Annotated in this window: 15 protein-coding genes; 11 read left to right on the plus strand and 4 right to left on the minus strand. The window is 62.7% G+C overall.

The genetic code is table 11. The features are described 5' to 3' along the window. Nucleotides 1-28: 28 nt before the first annotated feature. The 10 genes from AAHK20_RS07200 (at nucleotide 29) to AAHK20_RS07245 (ending at nucleotide 11,079) form a co-directional block, all read left to right on the plus strand. On the plus strand, nucleotides 29-1,177 hold the full coding sequence (locus AAHK20_RS07200) for a branched-chain amino acid ABC transporter substrate-binding protein (protein ID WP_449180767.1): 1,149 nt from the start codon (nucleotides 29-31) through the stop codon (nucleotides 1,175-1,177). A gap of 1,241 nt (nucleotides 1,178-2,418) precedes the next feature. Continuing rightward, nucleotides 2,419-3,480, plus strand: coding sequence for a hypothetical protein (locus AAHK20_RS07205; RefSeq protein ID WP_449180768.1), 1,062 nt, complete (start codon nucleotides 2,419-2,421; stop codon nucleotides 3,478-3,480). Between the two features lie 88 nt (nucleotides 3,481-3,568). Then, nucleotides 3,569-4,048 (plus strand): hypothetical protein, encoded by a 480-nt coding sequence (locus AAHK20_RS07210; RefSeq protein ID WP_449180769.1) that lies wholly within the window; start codon nucleotides 3,569-3,571, stop codon nucleotides 4,046-4,048. Between the two features lie 62 nt (nucleotides 4,049-4,110). Beyond that, nucleotides 4,111-4,647, plus strand: coding sequence for a hypothetical protein (locus AAHK20_RS07215; RefSeq protein WP_449180770.1), 537 nt, complete (start codon nucleotides 4,111-4,113; stop codon nucleotides 4,645-4,647). A gap of 257 nt (nucleotides 4,648-4,904) precedes the next feature. Continuing rightward, on the plus strand, nucleotides 4,905-5,090 hold the full coding sequence (locus AAHK20_RS07220; RefSeq protein ID WP_449180771.1) for a hypothetical protein: 186 nt from the start codon (nucleotides 4,905-4,907) through the stop codon (nucleotides 5,088-5,090). Nucleotides 5,091-5,101: 11 nt separating this feature from the next. Further along, complete coding sequence (dbpA, locus tag AAHK20_RS07225) at nucleotides 5,102-6,505, plus strand: ATP-dependent RNA helicase DbpA (RefSeq protein ID WP_449180772.1); 1,404 nt, start codon at nucleotides 5,102-5,104, stop codon at nucleotides 6,503-6,505. 225 nt (nucleotides 6,506-6,730) lie between these two features. Next, entirely contained in the window at nucleotides 6,731-7,885 is a 1,155-nt protein-coding gene (locus AAHK20_RS07230) for a pyridoxal phosphate-dependent aminotransferase (RefSeq protein ID WP_449180773.1), read from the plus strand. A gap of 10 nt (nucleotides 7,886-7,895) precedes the next feature. Next, entirely contained in the window at nucleotides 7,896-8,753 is an 858-nt protein-coding gene (locus AAHK20_RS07235) for a carbon-nitrogen hydrolase family protein (protein ID WP_449180774.1), read from the plus strand. A 98-nt stretch (nucleotides 8,754-8,851) separates the two neighbouring features. Continuing rightward, on the plus strand, nucleotides 8,852-9,631 hold the full coding sequence (locus tag AAHK20_RS07240) for an ABC transporter substrate-binding protein (RefSeq protein ID WP_449180775.1): 780 nt from the start codon (nucleotides 8,852-8,854) through the stop codon (nucleotides 9,629-9,631). Between the two features lie 23 nt (nucleotides 9,632-9,654). Continuing rightward, nucleotides 9,655-11,079, plus strand: coding sequence for an FAD-binding oxidoreductase (locus AAHK20_RS07245; RefSeq protein WP_449180776.1), 1,425 nt, complete (start codon nucleotides 9,655-9,657; stop codon nucleotides 11,077-11,079). A 107-nt stretch (nucleotides 11,080-11,186) separates the two neighbouring features. On the opposite strand, the gene cadR is transcribed toward AAHK20_RS07245, so the two are convergent. Then, nucleotides 11,187-11,618, minus strand: coding sequence for a Cd(II)/Pb(II)-responsive transcriptional regulator (gene cadR / locus AAHK20_RS07250; RefSeq protein ID WP_449180777.1), 432 nt, complete (start codon nucleotides 11,616-11,618; stop codon nucleotides 11,187-11,189). 81 nt (nucleotides 11,619-11,699) lie between these two features. Here cadR and AAHK20_RS07255 point away from each other — a divergent pair, with 81 nt between their 5' ends. Then, nucleotides 11,700-14,189: a heavy metal translocating P-type ATPase gene (locus AAHK20_RS07255; RefSeq protein ID WP_449180778.1), complete on the plus strand. Its 2,490-nt coding sequence runs from the start codon at nucleotides 11,700-11,702 to the stop codon at nucleotides 14,187-14,189. A 43-nt stretch (nucleotides 14,190-14,232) separates the two neighbouring features. On the opposite strand, the gene AAHK20_RS07260 is transcribed toward AAHK20_RS07255, so the two are convergent. The 3 genes from AAHK20_RS07260 to AAHK20_RS07270 form a co-directional block, all read right to left on the minus strand. Then, the gene (locus tag AAHK20_RS07260; protein ID WP_449180779.1) at nucleotides 14,233-15,360 is read right to left on the minus strand and encodes a sulfotransferase family protein; all 1,128 of its coding nucleotides are present in this window, start codon (nucleotides 15,358-15,360) and stop codon (nucleotides 14,233-14,235) included. Between the two features lie 28 nt (nucleotides 15,361-15,388). Then, a complete protein-coding gene (gene cysC, locus AAHK20_RS07265) occupies nucleotides 15,389-15,988 on the minus strand; it encodes an adenylyl-sulfate kinase (RefSeq protein WP_449180780.1) in 600 nt (199 codons plus the stop codon). Nucleotides 15,989-16,074: 86 nt separating this feature from the next. Beyond that, nucleotides 16,075-17,748: a methyl-accepting chemotaxis protein gene (locus AAHK20_RS07270; RefSeq protein WP_449180781.1), complete on the minus strand. Its 1,674-nt coding sequence runs from the start codon at nucleotides 17,746-17,748 to the stop codon at nucleotides 16,075-16,077. Nucleotides 17,749-17,924 lie beyond the last annotated feature (176 nt).

Genomic DNA, 17,924 nt, shown 5'->3' on the forward strand with positions numbered 1-17,924 from the left:
AACATCACCTTGGTACCTAGGAGAAAGCATGCAACACACGATGAAACAGCTGGCAGGCGCAACGCTGGTTGCGGCACTGTCGCTGGCGGGGACTGCGCACGCACAACAAGCCGACGAAGTGAAGATCGGTTTTGCTGGTCCGATGACCGGCGCGCAGGCGCACTACGGGGCAGACTTCAAGAACGGCATCACGCTCGCGATCGAAGACATCAACGCGACGAAGCCGGTGATCGGCGGCAAGCCGGTGAAATTCGTGCTCGACGCAGCCGACGACCAGGCTGACCCGCGCACGGGCACGACCGTCGCGCAGAAGCTCGTCGACGACGGCATCAAGGGCATGCTCGGCCACTTCAACTCGGGCACGACGATCCCGGCTTCGCGCATCTACGCGAACGCGGGTATCCCCGAAATCGCGATGGCGACGGCGCCTGAGTACACGTCGCAAGGCTTCAAGACCACGTTCCGCATGATGACCTCCGACACGCAGCAAGGCTCGGTGGCCGGCGCGTTCGCGGTCAAGAGCCTCGGCATGAAGAAGATCGCGATCGTCGACGACCGCACGGCCTACGGCCAGGGTCTCGCCGACCAGTTCGAGAAGGCGGCGAAGGCATCGGGCGCGACGATCGTCGACCGTGAGTTCACGAACGACAAGGCTGTCGACTTCAAGGCGATTCTGACGAAGCTGAAGGCGGCGCAACCGGATCTGATCTACTACGGCGGCGCGGATTCGCAAGCGGGCCCGATGGTCAAGCAGATGAAGACGCTGGGCATGAAGGCCCCGCTGATGGGCGGCGAAATGGTCCACACGCCGACGTTCCTGCAAGTCGCGGGCGACGCGGCGAACGGTACGATCGCATCGCTGGCGGGTCTCCCGCTGGAAGACATGCCGGGCGGCAAGGACTACGTCGCGAAGTACAAGAAGCGCTTCAACGAAGACGTGCAGACGTACTCGCCGTACGCCTACGACGGCGCGATGGCGATGTTCTCGGCGATGAAGAAGGCGAACTCGACCGACCCGGCGAAGTACCTGCCGGTGCTGGCGCAGACCGACATGCCGGCTGTGACGACGGCGCACCTCGCGTATGACACGAAGGGCGACCTGAAGAACGGCGGCATCACGATGTACAAGGTCGTCGACGGCAAGTGGGCGCCGCTGCAGAGCATTGGCGGGAAGTAATTCCGCGTCGAAGCTGAACGTTCGCGCGGCGTGATTTGCGGCGCGACGTGTTAAATGCAAAAGAGAAAGAGCCCCGTGGCAAGTTGAAATGCCACGGGGCTCTTTCTGCTTAAGCACGCTGGCTTAATGTCTATGTTCGAACTCCGCATTATGCAGGGCGCAGGCGGGTGCTTTAAATTTCTGGGAAAGGTTTTCCAAATATCTTAAAACGGCATCCAAACGAGAATTTCCGTGTTACTCCTGTGGGATCAGATATTAGAGGGAATCGCAATTGCGTTCCTTTGAATATTTTTAGTACCCACGTTATTCCTCCTATGAAGCGAAATTCAACCGTGTCGTCATCTCTTATTTTTAATGAGCTGAACGATCCGGTCGAGTAGGGTGCGCCGAGGGTTGCGGAGTCGACGATCGATAAATTTTCGTCCAATAAGGTTATGCGGAGCGTCTCCTCGAATGGAACGTCATCCGTCGTAAAAATCAGGAATGAATCATTCCATCGGAGACTCGCTTCGAGGTATGCCCCCGCAATGGTCGCGTCGGTCGGCTTACCGTCGATGTAAATTCTGCTTTTCGGGAACGCTTCGTCGGGAAGCGGTTCGAGCCGGAATTCTCCGCTTGCAAGCTCATGCATCGAGATGTTCCCTCACCACAAGATGTTTACGCCCATTGCAGCAAATGCACCGCCTACAAAGGCCCCCAGTGTCACACATACAGGAGATGCCGGTCCGCAAAGCAAACCGGCCACTGCCCCTCCCGCGATTCCACCTGCCACGCCGGATCCGGTAGTCGCGACTTCGTGTACAGTGGCCGCCGTTTTGTTTTCTGTTGAACTGCTCCGAGTACGGTAGTGTTCTTGAGTACACTTGCGCTCAGTTTTGGCGCAAAGCGCCTCGTTCGCAAGCAAAAGGAGTCTCCACGATGTTTACCTGCATCAACCAATCCCGCCAGGCTCAATGGGAGCAGTCGGACGTCGGAGTGAAGTGACGCGCCGCGCGCGTGGTGCGGATAGGAAAGGCTCCGGAGGTAGCGATACCGCGGAGCTTTTTGTTTTTGGGGCGCGTGAAAGGAGTTGATCCGGAAATTTTCGGACTTTTCTGATGGACGCGTCTCGTTGTTCTCGCTAGCTTGCGAGTTCAGGTTTCAAAGATTAATTAGGAATACAGAAAAATATGTAAAAGGCATATTTATCTATTTTTTGCCTAGCAGGAGCAGTCGGCCAGTTATGAAAACGACGAACACACATGAACACAATGTATGAACGGTTTTTCTGGCAAAGCATCGACAACTCGATCTATCTGCACATATACGAGCCGCTGTGGGACCGTCTCGTTAGTTACTATCGCTTCGCCGACGGCAGGCTCGATACGGACATAACCCGCGAAGAACTCGATGCTCTGAAAACAGCGATGGAGGCAGCCAGCGCGGCTTTTGTGCGGAGGCGGACGCCTGAATCGTTGATGTCGGAAATAGATCATGATCTGAGGGCCGCGCTCGGGCGCAGCAGCCGTTATGCCGATAGCCTGTACCTGATGAACACTCATCAGGTAGCCCGCGCGCTACATGAGGAGGTGAAAGAGGGGCGCTTGGTCCTTCTCCCCGAGCGAAGAGAGTTGCGGGAATGTGTTGCGGAGATTCTGGCCGACGGGAAGAAGCGCTCACAGGCAGTGGGTGGCGTTGACAAGCCTGCACCTGTTTCGCCCGCCGAGGTGCTATACGGCAACACACCGCGCAATACGCCTGTTCGTGTCAGTGAGTTTATGGCGAACGAAGCTGGTGATGAGGCCAATGCGCTTGTTGGCAAATCTCCGAGTTTGCAAGCGGACTTGAAAAAGCTGGATGGAGCCGACTGGAAAATTCGGTACGGCGAACCGGGGGGCGGCTCGTATGCAAATCGTGAGAGGCAGGTCATTACGCTTGATAGCAGCCTCAAAGGCCACCCTGAGGCGCTTACGCAGACCTTGTCGCACGAGGTCGGGCATGCAACCTATCCGTATCAGGAGGATTTTTCTTCGAAGGCGGCGTACCTCCGGGGCACGATGGCCGACGAGGGGGCGGCTACGATGACCAATATTAGGACGCAGCGCGAGATTCTTGCCCATGGCGGGACGGACATCGGCGTCGCTGGCAGGAGTCACGCGAGCTATAACGCGGCTTACGACCAGTTCCTGAAGGATGGCAATGCCGCAGCTTGCAGGGATGCAATCGGGGTTGCCTTCGGGAATGAGATTACATCGAGCACGGGACAAACCTACAATGAATATTATGGGGGGTGGTATGACAAGACTTTCTCATCGGGGAAGTAGCCTGCGCCGGACCCTTGTGACGCTTGGCTTGGCAATCGGACTTATCGGATGCAGTCAGGCTAGTGGACAACAGAAAAAGGACTCGCAAATGGCCCAACTAGAAATGACGCTTTGGCAGACCATCGACGCGCTAGTGGAGGCGATTCCTCTTACGAGGGTTAAAGTTGAAAACGTCCTTAAGATTAGGTTTGTTGATAGTGACCCCAGTAATTACGCAATTCAGCCTTCTTCTTTTCAACCGCTCGATGGTGGCCCCGTCAAGCTGTCGGACGGTGTGGTGATCGGGAACGTGGATTTGCGCATCAAGCGCGAGGAGGGGCACCCGGGATTTCTTGTGCTGGATAGTCTAGGTGGTGAATGCATTAAGCTTGATGCGGTGCGTGCACGCTACGGTAACCTCAGAATTACAGATTTTCCGCGCGGGCGTTCGCTTGACGAGGCCACATCGTATTCCGCCTTTCCGGCGTGGGGAAAGTTGTCGTTTGGTTTCACGGAGCGAAACCCGGACTGTCTCGCGTATGTTGTCATCAATCCCAAGACACCTGATATCGGCAACGTTGTGAAATGATTAACGTTGGCTTATCAACTCGAAGAGCGGAATTTTCTTCGTTGGGACGCGGAGCGCTTGGCTTGGCTATTGGGCTTGTCGCGAGCAGTGAGGCTAGTGAACAACAAAAAAAGGGTTCGCAATCGACGCAACTGGATATGACTTTGTGGCAGACCATCGAGGTGCCGGTACAGCAGATTCCTTTTACGAAGACCAAGGTCGAGAGCGTGCTTAGCGTCGGGCTTGACGATAAAGACACAAGCAATGTCGCAATCAAGAACACCGCATTTGCGTTCTTCGTAGGTGGCCCTATCAAGCTATCCGACGACGTAGTGATCGGGAACGTGGATTTGCGCATCAGGCATAAGGAAGGGCACCCCGGTTTTCTCGTGCTGAATCTCGCTGGCTCCTGCATTGGCCTCGACGCGGTGCGCGCGCACTACGGTGACCTCAAAATTACGGATTTCCCCCGCGGGCGCTCGCTCGATGAGGTCACCTCACATACGACCGCTTTGGAATGGGGGGAATTGTCCTTTAGCTTCAAGGAGCGCAATCCAGATTGCCTTTCGTCTATCGCGTTTGCTCCCAGGGAGAGCGAAGCAAGCGACGCCGTGAAATGATTAACGCTGCCGCATCATCTGGAAAAATGGATTTTTCTTCGTCGGGACGCGGAGCGCCTGTGACGTTTGGCTCGGCTATCGGTCTTGTTACAGAGTGAAGTAACGCACCACACGCGATATTCGCGTGGAGCGGCCATACAGGCTCCGCGAGTAGCAACACCCCGGAGCCCCTCCTTTTTGGGCATAGCAGCGAGTATCTTCGGTACACTGGCGCCCGTTCACAGCGCGCTGGTCTGCACGCAAAAGGAGTCTCCACGATGTTTACCTGCATCAACCAATCCTGCCAGGCTCAATGGGAGCAGTCGGACGTCGTCATCAAGAACGAGGGGCAAGGGCTCCTGTTCCGCTGTCCGATGTGCGGCGCGCGCAACTATGTCGAGCGCTTCGACGCCGAAGACGGCACGGTCGTCTACGAGCAGATCGAAGGCCGTCCGTTTCTATAACTGGATTCCCCATGACCGCCACGCCCTCGCCACAAGCCGCCCCTTTCAGCCAATTGCCGCTTCCCGCGGCCACGCTCGCGAATCTCGAGCAGCTCGGCTACGTGAACATGACGCCGATTCAGGCGGCGAGCCTGCCGGTTGCGCTCGCCGGCCGTGATCTGATCGCGCAGGCGAAGACCGGCAGCGGCAAGACCGCCGCCTTCGCGCTCGCGCTGTTGTCGCGGCTCGACGCACGCAAATTCGACGTGCAGGCGATGGTGCTCTGTCCGACCCGCGAACTCGCCGATCAAGTCACGCAGGAAATCCGCCGGCTCGCGCGCGCGGAAGAAAACGTGAAGGTCCTCACGCTCTGCGGCGGCACGCCGATGCGTCCGCAAACGGCGAGCCTGGAGCATGGCGCGCATATCGTCGTCGGCACGCCGGGCCGGATCATGGATCATCTCGAGAAAGGCAGCCTAGCGCTCGCCTCGCTCAACACGCTCGTGCTCGACGAAGCCGACCGCATGCTCGACATGGGCTTCTTCGACGATATCGCGACGGTTGCGCGCCAATGCCCGCCCGAGCGGCAGACGCTGCTGTTCTCGGCGACGTATCCCGACGGGATCGCCAAGCTCAGCCAGCAATTTCTGCGCAAGCCGCAGGAGATCAAGCTCGAAGAGCAGCATGACGACAGCAAGATCCGCCAGCGTTTCTACGAAGTCGACGACAACGAACGGCTGCACGCGGTGGGCCTGCTGCTGAACCACTACCGCCCCGTCAGCACGCTCGCGTTCTGCAACACGAAGCAGCAATGCCGCGATTTGCTCGACGTGCTGCGCGCGCAAGGCTTTCACGCGCTCGCGCTGCACGGCGAGCTCGATCAGCGCGAGCGCGACCAGGTGCTGATCCAGTTCGCGAACCGCAGCTGCTCGGTGCTCGTCGCGACCGACGTCGCCGCGCGCGGCCTCGACATCGCGCAGCTTGAAGCGGTGATCAATGTCGACGTGACGCCGGACCCCGAAGTGCACGTGCACCGGATCGGCCGCACTGGGCGCGCGGACCAGGACGGCTGGGCGCTCAGCCTCGCCAGCATGGACGAGATGGGCCGGGTGGGCGCGATCGAGCAGGCGCTCGGCCGCGAAGTCGAATGGCAGCCGCTGGGCGAACTGAAGGCGGAAGACAACGCGCCGCTCGTGCCGCCGATGGCGACGCTGCAAATCCTCGGCGGCCGTAAGGAGAAGATCCGTCCCGGCGACGTGCTCGGCGCGCTGACCGGCGAAGCCGGATTCAGCGGTTCGCAGGTCGGCAAGATCAACGTGACGGAGTTTTCGACCTATGTGGCGGTGGAGCGAAGCATCGTCCGCGATGCGTTGCGCAAGCTCTCCGCGGGCAAGGTGAAGGGCAAGAAGGTCAAAGTCCGGTTGATGGACGAATAACGCGGCAAGCCGTCTCGCCCCGCCGCCATGCGTCCCGCTCATGGCGGCCAAGGTCAAGCCATGAAGTAAACGCATGCCCCGCATGACAAAGTTTCGATTGTGGCGGCGTTTTCGGTCGTGCTTAATTTGCATACTCGAACGGGGCCGCGCGCATTCGGCGGCCTCGTAAGCAACTCATAAGCAAGCACGCCGCGCGGCGCCGAGCCGCCGGCCGGAGGAGCGAATATGCAGAGCGCCTGGACCCCACGCTCGAAACTGCCCGATGTGGGCACGACGATTTTCACGGTGATCGGCCAACTGGCGGCCGAACACGACGCCCTGAACCTGTCGCAAGGCGCGCCGAATTTCGCGCCCGACCCGAAGCTCGTCGACGGCGTGGCCGCCGCGATGCGCGCCGGACACAACCAGTACTCACCGATGTCCGGCATCGGCGCGCTGCGCGAGGCGCTTGCCGACAAGGTCGAACGCCTTTACGGCGTGCAATACGATCCGACGACCGAAGTGACCGTGGTTGCGAGCGCGAGCGAAGGCTTGTACTCGACGATCAGCGCACTCGTGCACCCCGGCGACGAGGTGATCTACTTCGAGCCGTCATTCGACAGCTACGCGCCGATCGTCCGCCTGCAGGGCGCGAAGCCCGTCGCGATCAAGCTGTCGCTGCCGCATTTCCGCGTGAATTGGGACGAAGTCGCCGCCGCGATCACGCCGAAGACACGCATGATCATCGTCAACACGCCGCACAACCCGACCGCGACGATCTTCGGCGAGGACGACATCGCGCGCCTGACAGCGCTGACGCGCAACACCGATATCGTGATCCTCTCCGACGAGGTGTACGAGCACGTCGTGTTCGACGGCGCGAAGCATCAGAGCATGGCGCGTCACCGCGAGCTGGCCGAGCGCAGCGTGATCGTGTCGTCGTTCGGCAAGTCGTACCACGTGACGGGCTGGCGCGTCGGCTACTGCCTCGCGCCCGCCGCGCTGATGGACGAGATCCGCAAGGTCCACCAGTTCATGATGTTCTCCGCCGATACGCCGATGCAATACGCGTTCGCCGAGGCGCTCGCCGAACCGCAAAGCTATCTCGGTCTCTCCGACTTCTATCAGAAGAAACGCGACCTGCTCGCGCGCGCGCTGGCCGAATCGCGCTTCGAGTTGCTGCCGAGCGAAGGCAGCTTCTTCATGCTCGCGCGCTTCCGGGACTTCTCCGACGAAAGCGATAGCGATTTCGTACTGCGCCTGATCCGCGATGCCCGCGTGGCGACGATTCCGCTGTCCGCGTTCTATACGGACGGTACCGACGAGGGCGTGATTCGCCTCAGCTTTTCGAAGGACGACGCAACGCTGATCGAAGGCGCTCGCCGCCTTTGCTCGATTTAAGGGGCGCGCGATGAGCGACATGGTGGAGACGATCAAGGCAGCCGTCGTGCAGATGAGCAGCACGGCCGACGTCGCGCACAACCTCAACGAAGCGCGCCGCTGGGTCGAGAAGGCGGCGCGGGACGGTGCGACGCTCATTAGCCTTCCTGAATACTTCTGCTGGATCGGCAACGACGAACACGAACGCGTGGCACTCGCCGAGCCGTTCGGCGAGGGGCCGATTCAGCAGGCGCTCGCACAACTCGCGCGCGAAGCCAACGTGTGGCTGATCGGCGGCACGGTGCCGATCCGTCCCGAGCGCGGCAGCGCGCAAGAACGCACGCATGCGTACAACACGTCGCTGCTGTTCGATCCGAGCGGTCGATGCAGCGCGCGCTACGACAAGATTCATCTGTTCAGCTTCAACCAGGGCGCCGAGCAGCACGCCGAAGCCGACACGATGATGGGGGGAGCCGCCGTCGGCTCCGCGCAGGGGCCGTTCGGCAACCTGCGGCTGTCGGTCTGCTACGACTTGCGCTTTCCCGAGCTGTATCGCGCGGCACCCGCTGCCGATGTGATCGCGGTGCCTGCCGCGTTCACGCACACCACCGGTCTCGCGCACTGGGAACTGCTGCTGCGCGCCCGCGCCGTCGAGAACCAGGCCTATGTGATCGCAGCGGGCCAGTGCGGCACGCACGTGAACGGCTGGCGCACGTTCGGTCACAGCATGATTGTCGGACCGTGGGGCGAGGTGCTCGCGCGCCACGACGACGAGCCGGGCATCGCGGTGGCGGAACTCAAGGCCGCGGCGCTGCGCGAAGTCCGAGGGCGCTTGCCTGTGCTGACACACAAGCGCATCGCAACCCCCTCGGATGTCGCCGCTTTTTGACGCGCGCATCATTGAACCGATAAAACCAAACGCTTGGCGGCAAGCACGAAACGCCGCCTAAAAATTCGTAAAGACACCCAAAGGCAAGGAGATCCACGATGAAACGACTCAACGTTCTGTTCGCATTCGCGTGCGCATTGGTATCGGCGTCGGCGTTCGCCGACGCGACTTCAATGCGCTTCGGGCTCGAAGCGCAATATCCGCCGTTCGAATCGAAGGCGGCCGACGGCAGCTTGCAAGGCTTCGATATCGATGTCGGCAATGCCGTTTGCGCGGCGGCGCACCTAAAGTGCTCGTGGGTCGAGACGTCGTTCGACGGCCTGATCCCGGCGCTGAATGGCCGCAAGTTCGACGCGATCAATTCGGCGATGAACGCGACCGACAAGCGCCGCCAGGCGATCGACTTCACGACCGTCATCTACCGCGTGCCGACCCAACTGATCGCGAAGGCCGACAGCGGCATCGTGGCGACGCCGGAATCGCTCAAGGGCAAGCGCGTCGGCGTGCTGCAGGCGTCGATTCAGGAGACCTTCGCGAAGGCGCACTGGGAACCGGCTGGCGTGACGGTCGTGGCGTATCAGGATCAAAACCAGGTGTACTCGGACCTCGTCGCGGGCCGCTTGGACGCGACGCTCGTGCTCGCTCCGGCGGGACAGACGGGCTTCCTGTCGAAGCCTGACGGCAAGGGCTACGCGTTCGTCGGCCAGGCGGTGCACGACGACAAGATCCTCGGCAGCGGCATTGCATTCGGCATCCGCAAGGGCGACGACGCGCTGCGCAGCCAGTTGAACGCGGCGATCGCGAAGGTGAAGGCCGACGGCACCGTGAAGACGCTCGCGCAGAAGTACTTCGGCAATATCGACGTTTCCGCGAAGTAACGGCATAGCGAAGGAGCGGGCGGATGATGGCGAGCGAGGGCGGGGCGCCGGTGGCTGTGAACGAGCGTGATGCCGTAGACGTGCTGCTGCGCGAGTTGGGCGACGATCTCGTCGCAGTCGGCGACGCCATCGATCCGCGCTACTTCACCGCCTACAACGAAGCGCCGGGCGTGCGGCCGCTCGCGCTCATCCGGCCGCGCACGGTCGACGATGTCTCGCGCACGCTGGCGCTTTGCTCGCGCTTGAAACTTCCGCTCGTGCCGCAAGGCGGTGCGACCGGGCTCGCGCGTGGCGCGGTGGCGCTCGGCGGCGAGGTCGTGCTCGCGATGGAGCGTTTCGCGGGCGTCGAGGAAATCGATATCGCGGCGGGCACGATCACGGTCCGCGCCGGAACGCCGCTGCAGACCGTGCAAGAAGCGGCGGACGAAGCGGGCTTCACGCTCGGCGTCGATCTCGGCGCGCGCGGCTCGTGCCAGATCGGCGGCAACATCGCGACCAACGCGGGCGGCAATCGCGCGATTCGCTATGGCGTGATGCGCGAGCAAGTGCTCGGACTCGAAGCCGTGCTGGCCGAGGGCACGGTCGTCACATCGCTCAACAAGATGCTCAAGAACAACGCGGGCTTCGATTTGAAGCACGTGTTCATCGGCAGCGAAGGGACGCTCGGCGTCATCACGCGCGCCGTGCTCAAGCTACATCCGAGACTCGCCTCGCCCGCCACGGCCTTGTGCCGTGTGGCCGACTACGATGCGGTCGTGAAGCTCTGGCATCGCGTGCGCGCGACGCTGCCTAGCGTCGTGAGTTATGAGGTCATGTGGCCGGAGTTTTATCGGTTCGTCTGCGCGAATACCCCTGGCGTTACCGCGCCGCTTGCTGCGGACGGCGGGTTTGTCGTACTGATCGAATGCGCGTCGAGCGATGCGGCGGCGAGCGCATCGGATGCGCATGCCGTGCTTGAAGCCTGCCTCGGCACGTGCTTCGAGGACGGCCTGATCGACGACGCCGCGCTCGCCACCTCGACGCGCCAGGCCCTCGACATGTGGACCTTGCGCGAAGGCCTCGCGATCGACACGCTCCCGCACTTCATGAACTTCGACGTGAGCCTGCCGATCGGCGCGATCGGCGTGTTTGCCGAGCGCTGCCGCGCCGCGCTCGTCGAACGGTGGCCGCATGCGGTGAGCGTGTTCTTCGGACACATCGGCGACAGCAACGTGCACATCGGCGTGTCGCTTGCGGATCTGCCGGTGCATGGCGAAGACGCGGTCGATCGCGTCGTCTATGAAGTCGTGCGCGAGATGGGCGGCTCGATTTCGGCCGAGCATGGCATCGGCCGGCTCAAGCGCCCGTATCTCGGCTATTCGCGCAGCGCTGCCGAAATCGAACTGATGCGCCGCATGAAGGCGGCGTTCGACCCGCTCGGCATTCTGAATCCCGGCAAGGTGCTGTAGGCGCGGGACGGTTACGCTGCCGCCGCGCCTTCCCGATCCGCGCCGCGAAACCTGTTCTGCGCATCGATCATCCGACGCTTGAGCGGCACCACGTTTCCCGGAATGGATCAGCCGACGTGCGTGCGTTTCGCTGACGCCGCGACGGTCTCCATGGTCGTCAGACCGTGCACGATCCCGCAGTCCTCCACGGTGTGCTCGCCGACGCATTGCTCACGCAGACCGGTCAGCTGCGCTCTCAACTGCTCGAGTTCGGCGAGGCGCGCGTTCACGTGGCCGATGTGCTCGTCGAGCAGCGCGTTGACGGAGCTGCAGCGGTCGCTGGGGTTGTCGGTGAGGCGCAGCAACTCGCGGATTTCGTCGTGCGTCATGTCGAGCGCGCGGCAGTTGCGGATGAAGCGCAGGCGCTCGATGTGCTCGGCCGAGTAGCTCCGGTAGTTCGAATCGGTGCGCTGGGCGTCGGGCATCAGGCCCTCTTTCTCATAGAAACGGATGGTTTCCGTCGTGCAGCTCGCGGCTTTCGCCAGTTCTCCGATTTTCATCTGAGGTTCCTCGTTTGCGCCTTGACCTTGTAGCGGCTTCAAGGTGTTAACTGTACTCCAACGTACACCAGGAAGCTCGTCATGATTCAAACCAAGAACCCGATCGAAGCGCGCAACGCCGCCCAGCAGTCGCACGATTGCGGCTGCGGGCATGAGCACGCGCACGGTGTGGCTGCGGACGAGAAGCGGCACGCCGACGAGGGCCGGCAGGCGAAAGCGCAGGCTCACGATCACGGGCACGAGCACGCCGATGGGCACAAGCATGACCACGACGACGAGCATGACCACAAGCATGCGCACGGCGATGATCATGCGCACGCTTGCGGGCACGATCACGGCCATGAGCACGGCCATGAGCACGGCGACCGGCACGACCACGAACAAGCGCACGGCCACGACCACGGCGCCGCCTGCTGCAGCGCCCCTGCGCCATCGCTCGCTCCGCTGCGCGCCGCCGAAGTCACCGGCGACGGCGTGCGCACATCGATCCGCATCATGCAGATGGACTGCCCGACTGAAGAAGCGCTGATCCGCAAGAAGCTCGGCCATATGCCGACGGTTTCGAGCATGGAGTTCAACCTGATGCAGCGCGTCCTGACGGTGGTTCACGCACCAGAGGCGCAGCCGGCCGTGCTCGACGCGATCCGCTCGCTCGGCTTCGTGCCCGAGCTGCCCGATCCGGACGCCGGTACGCACCAGGAAATCGCGCCGGCGCCAAAGCGGGTTTGGCCGCTCGTACTCGCTGGCGTCGCGGCGGCCGCATCGGAAGCCGCGACCTGGTTCGGCATGCCGACGTGGCTCGCGGCAGCCTTAGCCGTCGCAGCGATCGCGGTCTGCGGCTTGACGACCTACAAGAAGGGCTGGGTCGCGATCCGCAACGGCAACCTGAACATCAACGCGCTGATGAGCATCGCCGTCACCGGCGCCGCGATTCTTGGCCAGTGGCCCGAAGCCGCGATGGTCATGGTGCTGTTCACGCTTGCCGAGCTGATCGAGGCGAAGTCGCTCGACCGCGCGCGCAACGCGATCCAGGGACTGATGCGCCTCGCTCCAGATACCGCCACGGTCCAGCAGCCCGACGGCGCCTGGGCCTCGGTCGATGCGCGCTCGGTCGCGGTCGGCGCGGTGGTGCGCGTGAAGCCGGGCGAGCGGATCGGGCTCGACGGCGAGATCGTCGCGGGCCGCTCGACGGTGAACCAGGCGCCGATCACGGGCGAAAGCCTGCCGGTCGAGAAGGCCGAGGGCGACGCCGTATTCGCCGGCACGATCAACGAGTCGGGCTCGTTCGACTACCGCGTGAGCGCCGCCGCGAGCAACTCGACGCTCGCGCGCATCATCCACGCGGTCGAGGAAGCGCAAGGCGCGAAGGCGCCGACCCAGCGCTTCGTCGACCAATTCGCGCGCGTCTATACGCCGATCGTGTTCGCGTTCGCGCTGCTCGTCGCGATCGTGCCGCCGCTCGTGTTCAGCGCGTCGTGGCACGAGTGGATCTACCGCGCGCTCGTGCTGCTCGTGATCGCCTGCCCGTGTGCGCTCGTGATCTCGACGCCCGTGACGATCGTCAGCGGGCTCGCCGCGGCCGCGCGGCGCGGGATTCTGGTGAAGGGCGGCGTGTACCTCGAGGAAGGCCGCAAGCTCGCGTGGCTCGCGCTCGACAAGACCGGCACGATCACGCAAGGCAAGCCCGTGCAGACGGACTTCGAACTGCGTGCCGACGTGGATCTCGAGCGCGCACGGCATCTCGGTGCGAGCCTCGCGGGCCGTTCCGACCACCCGGTGTCGCAAGCGATCGCCGCGGCGGCGGCGGGCCGGATCGGCAAGGGCGCGCTCGATGTCGCCGATTTCGAAGCGATCCCGGGACGCGGCGTGCGCGGCACGATCGAAGGCCTGCCGTACTGGCTCGGCAATCATCGGCTCGTCGAGGAGCTGGGCCGCTGCTCGCCCGAACTCGAAGCGCGTCTCGACGAATTGGAGCGGCAAGGCAAGACGGTCGTGATGCTGATCGACGCCGAGCGCGTGCTCGCGTTGTTCGCAGTCGCCGATACCGTCAAGGAAACGAGCCGCGCCGCCGTTGCCGATCTGCACCGCCTCGGCATCCGCACCGCGATGCTGACGGGCGACAACCCGCACACGGCGCAGGCCATCGCCTCGCAAGTCGGCATCGACGATGCGCGCGGCAATCAGCTGCCCGAAGACAAGCTGAACGCGGTCGACGCGCTGTCGGCGAACGGCGCGGTGGTGGGCATGGTCGGCGACGGCATCAACGACGCCCCGGCGCTGGCGCGCGCGGGCATCGGCTTCGCGATGGGCGCGATGGGCACCGATACCGCGATCGAGACCGCCGATGTCGCGCTGATGGACGACGACCTGCGCAAGATCCCCGTGTTCGTGCGCTTGTCGCGCGCGACGCATTCGGTGCTGGTGCAAAACATCGCGTTCGCGCTGGTGATCAAGGCGGTGTTCCTCGGCCTCACGCTCGCGGGTATGGGCACGATGTGGATGGCCGTGTTCGCGGATGCGGGCGCGAGTCTGATCGTCGTGGCGAATGGGCTGAGGTTGTTGCGCAAGTGAATCTGTGCGCGCTTTCGTTGCGCGCACAACCATCAAGCGGCGCTCAATCGGTCACTTCGAATGCCGCTTCCAGTGCATCGAGCTTGTAGGGCTTCGAGCCGATTTCCCCGGTGCGCGCGGCGGCAAACTGTTCCATGCGCGCGCGCACGTTCGCGAGATATTCCGAACGGTGCCGCCGCAGCGCGAAGTCGCGGAAGTTGGCTTGTTCAAGCGTTCGCCACGCTTCGGTGCGGCCGGCTTCGGAGCGGCGGCGAGCGGCGTCGAGCGCGGCCGCGTCGATCTTCGCCGATGCATCGGTCGCCGGTTCATAGCCGTAGTACTGCATGTAGTCCACGGTCAGCGTTTCGATGATCGCGATCTCATCCGGCGACAACTGATGCTTGTACTTGTCAATGTTCGCCGCGATCGGCGGGAAGCAGTTCGACGACCACAGCGCCGACATCTGCGAAATCTGCCGCGCCTCCGGCGAGCGCGATACGTCGAGCATCCGCGGCAGAAAATCGATGCCGAAGAAAAAGCAGATTTGCTTCAACGTCGCTTCCTGGTCGATCAGGAAGTCCTCGTATCGCACCGTCAGCACTCGCTCCGGATAGCGCTTGATCAGCGTATCGGCGGCGCGGTACGCGGCGAGCCACGTTTGCGTGTTGAGCAGGGTGTCGAAGTCGTGAATGATCGCCTTGTTCATCGACGCGATCTGCGCGCGAGGGTCGCGCACGACGTTGAGAAACAGCATGTCCGGCAGCATGCGCATCAGCGCGTCGGCGTAGTGGACGCTGTCGAGCGACTTGTCCATCACGATGCTCGCCTGATTCTGCTCGCCGGCGCGCAGCAGCAGTTCCCATACGATCCGGTGCACGCTGCGCGGCTCGTGCCGTATTGCTTCGAAGACCTCGACGGGATCGAACACGATGCCTGGCCACTTCACCATGCTGGCCGCTTGCAGACCGATCACGTCGCAGACGAGCCGGAAATACGCGCGGTCGTCATCGAGATCGCCGTAGAGCGGCACGATCGGCATGAAATCGACGATGTGCAGCGGATACGGCGAGTAGAACTGCGGGTTGAAATTCAGGCGCAGGCGCAGTGCGTGGCTGCCGCAGCGGCGCAGCGGGATCATCAGGACCGGGCGGGGGCGGGATACGCGCGTGGTGTGTTTGATGTCGGCGTTCATCGGCGGGTCTCCTTTGTGCCATGCGCGCTCATTCTGCAGCTGCGTGATTTGTGTTTTTGTAGCGTTCTGTCAAGAACGTGTGAAGTAATGTCGCCGCGCCGCCGTGCGGCATCCGTGCGGTGTCGACGATGAGCGATGGCGCCAAAGGCGGCTCGTACGGTGAGCTCACGCCGGTGAAGTCCCGGATCTCGCCTTGCCGCGCTTTGCGGTACAGCCCCTTCGGGTCGCGCGCCTCGCACACGGCTATTGGCGTGCTCACATAGACCTCGATGAAACGATCCTCGCCGACGATCTGCCGCGCCGCGGACCGGTCGCCCCGATTCGGCGAAATGAGCGACGCGATCACGATCAAGCCGGCGTCATTCATCAAGCGCGCGACTTCGGCCGTGCGCCGGACGTTCTCGCGGCGGTCTTCGTCGGAGAAGCCGAGATCGCGGTTCAGCCCGTAGCGCAGGTGGTCGCCGTCGAGGACGGCGCAAGGGCGTCCTTCGCTTTTGAGGCGCTGTTCCAGTTCGAACGCGATCGTCGACTTGCCGGCGCCGCTCAGGCCCGTCAGCCAGAACGACACGGGCGCTTGGCTCCCACGCAAATCGGCCAAGCCGGGCTCGCCGAACACAATGCTATTCATGTTCCGATTCCTCTCCGGTGACGTCGATTAGTTATCCAAATCTGATCGAAATCACGTCAGGCTAGAAGCTGCGCCGCCGTCGCTGGTCAAGCGACTTCGGCGGTCTCGTAGGCGAGCGCCATGTCGTTCCTCTCCGGCTGCGCAAACCACGCCGAAGCGCGCGAACGCGTGCTCATCGATACGTCCTGCCGGCTCAGCTTGAACACGCTGACCGCTAGAACGAGCGCGGCCGCCTGCTCGCGCATCGATTCGGCGGCCGCTGCCGCTTCTTCGACGAGCGAAGCGTTTTGCTGCGTCACCTGATCCATTTGGCTGAGCGCCTGATTGATCTGCTCGATGCCGTTGGCCTGCTCCTCGCTCGCGCCCATGATCTCGTTCATGATGTACGTCACGCGTTTGACGCTGTCGACGACTTCATTCATCGTCGATCCCGCTTCTTCGACGAGCCGGTTGCCCGCCTGGACCTGCTCCACCGAGCCACCGATGAGCGCCTTGATTTCCTTGGCCGCCGTGGCCGAGCGCTGAGCGAGGCTGCGCACTTCCGCCGCGACGACCGAGAACCCGCGCCCCTGCTCGCCGGCGCGAGCCGCCTCGACCGCAGCGTTGAGCGCGAGGATGTTGGTCTGGAACGCGATGCCGTCGATCACGCCGATGATCTCGACGATCTTGCTCGATGCGTGGCTGATCGCGCCCATCGTCTGCACGACGCCCGATACCACCGTGCCCGCGCGCTCCGATACAAGCGACGCCGACATCGCAAGCTCATTGGCTTCGCGCGCATGTTCGGAGTTGCGTTTGACGGTGGCGGTGAGCTCCTCCATCGATGCGGCTGTTTCTTCGAGTGAGGCCGCCTGCTGCTCGGTCCGCGAAGACAAATCGAGGTTGCCGGTCGCGATTTGCCCCGCCGCCGACGCGATCGTGCCGGTGCTCGCGTGCACCTGGCTCACGATCACGACGAGACTTTCGCGCATGGTTTTCATCGCGTGCATGAGGCTCGACGTATCGCCCGTTTTCAGGACCACGTCGATGGCGAGGTCTCCTCTCGCGACCCGGTTTGCGGCATCGACTGCGTCACCCGGCTCGCCGCCGAGCTGCTTGAGCAATCCGCGCGTGATGAGCGTCGCCGAGACGACGCTGGTAAGCAACGCGAGCGACGCGAGCGCGATGATCCACGCGCGGCTCTCCCGATATGACGCCTTCGCCGCGGCCGTTTCCTCGTCGTTTTGCTGATGTTCTAGATCGCGCAACTGGCGCACGAAGCCCCACCATTTGGCCTGCACGGGCCTCAAATCGACACGAAGCACATGGTAGGCCGCGTCTTTCTGGCCGGCGAGCACGAGTTCGCGCGCCTTCTGCATGAGCGGCAGCGCCTCGTCGCCTTGCTGTTTGATTTGGTCGAGCAGCGACGTTTCGTCGGAGGTGGTGCCTGGCAGCGCGAACATCGTCGCGAGCTTCGCCCGCGCGTCGTCGTACGCGGCGGACTCCTCGTCGAAGCGCTTGGCTTCGATCGCGATCTGATCTTGTTGATCGGGCTGGAGCAGGATCAGATTGCGCAGCGCGAGCGCGCGATTCGAAATGCTCTGATCGAGACGGCCGGCGAGCTGGGCCTCGACCGAGTTGACATCGGTAATGTCGACCATCGCCGCCTCGAGCCGCGCCATGCGATTCAAGCTGAACAGCGTGACCAACACCAGCAACACCGAAACGAGCGTAAAGCCGATTCCGAGCCGCGTCGCGACTCTCATGTGGGAAAAGTTCATAGCCCTCAGCGCCTTGTTTTTTAAGGTGGCACTCCCTCGCCGGTTTTTTGTGACTCGGGCGAGGTCTCTCAGTTTTATGAGCGCGTAAACGGCGGGGTTGGGGCGGGGCTGAAGTGATTAATCAGACAAATCGTCTGTTATTACGACTTTTTCTTAAGGGAATTTTTAACTGAGTG

Source organism: Trinickia camelliae (genome assembly GCF_053525655.1).